The 3,094-nt window shown below is 63.4% G+C and carries 4 protein-coding genes and 1 pseudogene; 2 read left to right on the forward strand and 3 right to left on the reverse strand.

The window, feature by feature from the left end; translation table 11 throughout:
* A pseudogene (locus EOA33_RS29865) lies at positions 1-295 on the reverse strand (hypothetical protein); the annotation flags it as partial.
* Between the two features lie 53 nt (positions 296-348).
* A complete protein-coding gene (gene moaA, locus EOA33_RS29870; RefSeq protein WP_127407277.1) occupies positions 349-1,344 on the reverse strand; it encodes a GTP 3',8-cyclase MoaA in 996 nt (331 codons plus the stop codon).
* Between the two features lie 200 nt (positions 1,345-1,544).
* Here moaA and EOA33_RS29875 point away from each other — a divergent pair, with 200 nt between their 5' ends.
* Together EOA33_RS29875 and EOA33_RS29880 are read left to right on the forward strand one after the other, a co-directional pair.
* Positions 1,545-1,898, forward strand: coding sequence for a DUF971 domain-containing protein (locus EOA33_RS29875; RefSeq protein WP_126054514.1), 354 nt, complete (start codon positions 1,545-1,547; stop codon positions 1,896-1,898).
* A gap of 73 nt (positions 1,899-1,971) precedes the next feature.
* Entirely contained in the window at positions 1,972-2,583 is a 612-nt protein-coding gene (locus EOA33_RS29880) for a pyridoxamine 5'-phosphate oxidase family protein (RefSeq protein ID WP_127407278.1), read from the forward strand.
* Between the two features lie 133 nt (positions 2,584-2,716).
* Here EOA33_RS29880 and EOA33_RS29885 read toward each other — a convergent pair.
* A partial coding sequence (locus EOA33_RS29885) for a MarR family transcriptional regulator (RefSeq protein ID WP_145989348.1) occupies positions 2,717-3,094 on the reverse strand: 378 nt, incomplete at its 5' end.

The raw sequence follows: 3,094 nt of genomic DNA on the forward strand, positions 1-3,094 counted from the left end.
TGCTGTAGGTGATCTTGTAGCCTGGCTCGGCGCTGGCCTTCTCGGCGGAGACAAAGCCTTTCGGCGTGTCGTCATCGACGTTGAGGATGCCAGAGCAGATCAGGCTGGCTCCGTCGGGCGCGCTCCATTGCTGCCCGTCGCCATTCTCCGGCTCGGGCTCGCGAATGCTGAAGATCTCGTCCGGAAAGGTGCAGACGGTGCCAAAGCGCTGATTGGTGTAGGTGAACGGCGCGGCGCTGGCTGCCGCTGCGATGCTCAACGCCGCGATGGCCAGGGTCGGGAAAAGGTGCTTCAAGCCAGTCTCCAGCCAATGACGGAGGCGATCCTTGCCTCAAATGGCGGAAAAGGTCAGCCGCCGGTGACGCTCATATGCCGGGACACCGCCGGCCGGCTGGTGCGGCGGTCGATGATGAAGTCATGGCCCTTGGGCTTGCGCCCGATCGCCTCGTCGATTGCCGCGGAGACCAGTTCGTTGCCTTCGGACGCACGCAACGGCGCGCGCAAGTCGGCGGCGTCTTCCTGACCGAGGCACATATAGAGGGTGCCGGTGCAGGTCAGCCTGACGCGGTTGCAGCTTTCGCAGAAATTATGCGTCATCGGCGTGATGAAGCCGAGCCTGCCGCCGGTCTCGGCGACATGGACGTAACGGGCCGGGCCGCCGGTCTTGTAGGGGATGTCGCTCAGCGTGAACTGGCGCTCGAGCTGGGCCCTGAGCAGCGACAGCGGCAGGTACTGGTCGGTGCGGTCGGCGTCGATCTCGCCCATCGGCATGGTTTCGATGACGGTGAGGTCCATGCCGCGGCCGTGCGCCCAGCGCATCATCTCGGGCAGCTCCGCGTCGTTGAAGTCTTTCAGCGCCACCGCGTTGAGCTTGACCTTCAGCCCCGCCGCCTGGGCGGCGTCGATGCCTTCCATGACCTTGCCGAGATGGCCCCAGCGGGTGATCTGATGGAACTTGTCGGCGTCGAGCGTGTCCAGCGAGACGTTGATGCGCTCGACCCCGCAATCGGCAAGCTCCGCGGCGAAGCGCGACAGCTGCGAGCCGTTGGTGGTCAGCGTCAGCTCTTCCAGCGCGCCGCTCTTCAGATGCCGCGACAGCTGGCGCACGAGGTGCATGATGTTCTTGCGCACCAGCGGCTCGCCGCCGGTGAGGCGAAATTTCCGCACGCCCTTTTCGATGAAGACGGTGCAGAGCCGGTCGAGCTCTTCAAGCGACAGGAGATCCTTCTTGGGCAGGAAGGTCATGTCCTCGGCCATGCAATAGGTGCAGCGGAAATCGCAGCGGTCGGTGACCGACACGCGCAGGTAGCTGATCGTTCGACCGAAAGGATCGATCATGTCCATGCTTTTGCGTTTCCCGTGGCCGCGAACGGCGTCGTTATATACCGCTATGTGATACGATACGGCCTTTCATTCAAGATAGTCGGTCTTGATCTTTGGTAACATTCCCCGACCGACATCGCGTGTCGGCCGCCCTGCAATGGCCTTTTCGCCTGAGGCGAAGCAGCGTAGGGAAGGGTGGAAATGACGCAGGAACGATCCGCATGACAGCGCCGAAGGAACTCCGGGTCTCGAAGGACCGCAAGCTGCTTACCGTCACCTTTGCGGACCACCAGCCGTTCGAATTGCCGGCCGAGCTGCTGCGCGTGCTGTCGCCCTCGGCGGAAGTGCAGGGCCATTCGCCGGAGCAGCGCGTGACCGTGCCCGGCAAGCGCAATGTCGCCATCCTCAAGATAGAGCCGGTCGGCAACTATGCGGTGCGCATCACCTTCGACGATTTCCACGACACTGGGATATTCACGTGGAACTACCTGCACACGCTGGGTCACGAGAAGGAGGCGCGCTGGAGCGCCTATCTCGCCGAGCTGGCGGAGAAGGGGCTCGGCCGCGACCGTTAGGCCGTGTCATCCGCACTGTCGTCAAGGCGTCATGGATGTGGAGTAGCGCCGGCAAAGGTTTGGAGACAAAAAGATGTCGGTCATCACAACGGTCGAACAGCTCGAAGCGCTCTATGGGGCTCCAGGCGAAGCCTCGATCGTCAAGGAACTCGACCACATCATCCCCGAATACGCCGCCTTCATCGAGGCCTCGCCCTTCGCGGCACTGGCGACCGCCGGGCCGGAGGGGCTCGACTGCTCGCCGCGCGGCGATCTCGCCGGCTTCGTGCGCATCCACGACCAACAGACGCTGATGATGCCTGACCGCCGCGGCAACAACCGCGCCGATTCGCTGAAGAACATCATCCGCGACCCTCGCGTCGGCCTCTTGTTCCTGGTGCCCGGATCGGGCACCACGCTGCGCGTCAATGGCAGGGCTCACATCACCACCGACGCCGGGCTCTGCGCCTCCTTCAGCGTCGACGGCAAACCTGCACGTTCGGGCACCGTGATTGCCGTCGATTCGGTCTATTTCCAATGCGCCCGCGCCGTCGTCCGGTCGGAGCTGTGGAACCCGGCGAAGCATGTCGATCCGAAAGCGCTGCCGACGCCCGGCCAAATACTGGAAATCACCAGCCGGAAAAACATCGACGGCGAAACCTACGACAGGGAATGGCCCGAGCGGGCAAAGAAGACGATGTGGTAGGTTCAGGTGAGGCTGGCCTGCAAATGGCGGCCTCCTGCGCTTCCGGTGCTCACGCACGTTAAGTACGCTCGCTCCGCTTATCGGAGGCCATCATTTTCGGCGCATCCTGACCTGCATCTCGGTGCGCCGGCGCTTACGCTTCCTTCAGCACATCGGCGATCTTGCGCATCTGCTCACCGATCATGTCGCACTGCTCCGCAGTCGACTGGCTCATCGCCTGCTCGATCAGCGCCATGTGAACCTTTAGCGCCTGCATCAGCAGGGCTTCGCCTTCCACGGTCAGGCTTAGCCTGAGCACGCGCTTGTCCTTCTCGTCGCCCTCGCGGCGCAGCAGGCCGCGGGTCTCCAGCTGCGGCAAGAGCATGGTGATGTTGGAGCGCCCGACCAAGAGCTTGCGGGCAAGGTCATGCTGCGACATGCCGGGATGGCGGTAGAGGTTCATCAGCACGTCTAGCTGTGCCGGCTTGAGATCCAACGGCGCCAGTTTCACCGCCAGCGTGCGCTCCACCAC

This window comes from Mesorhizobium sp. M4A.F.Ca.ET.050.02.1.1 (assembly GCF_003997725.1).
GTDB lineage: Bacteria > Pseudomonadota > Alphaproteobacteria > Rhizobiales > Rhizobiaceae > Mesorhizobium.

Bases quoted from the DNA above. Each gene is read 5' to 3' on its own strand.
- moaA (WP_127407277.1), bottom strand. From the start codon at position 1,344: ATGGACATGATCGATCCTTTCGGTCGAACGATCAGCTACCTGCGCGTG.
- EOA33_RS29875 (WP_126054514.1), top strand. From the start codon at position 1,545: ATGACAGCGCCGAAGGAACTCCGGGTCTCGAAGGACCGCAAGCTGCTT.
- EOA33_RS29880 (WP_127407278.1), top strand. From the start codon at position 1,972: ATGTCGGTCATCACAACGGTCGAACAGCTCGAAGCGCTCTATGGGGCT.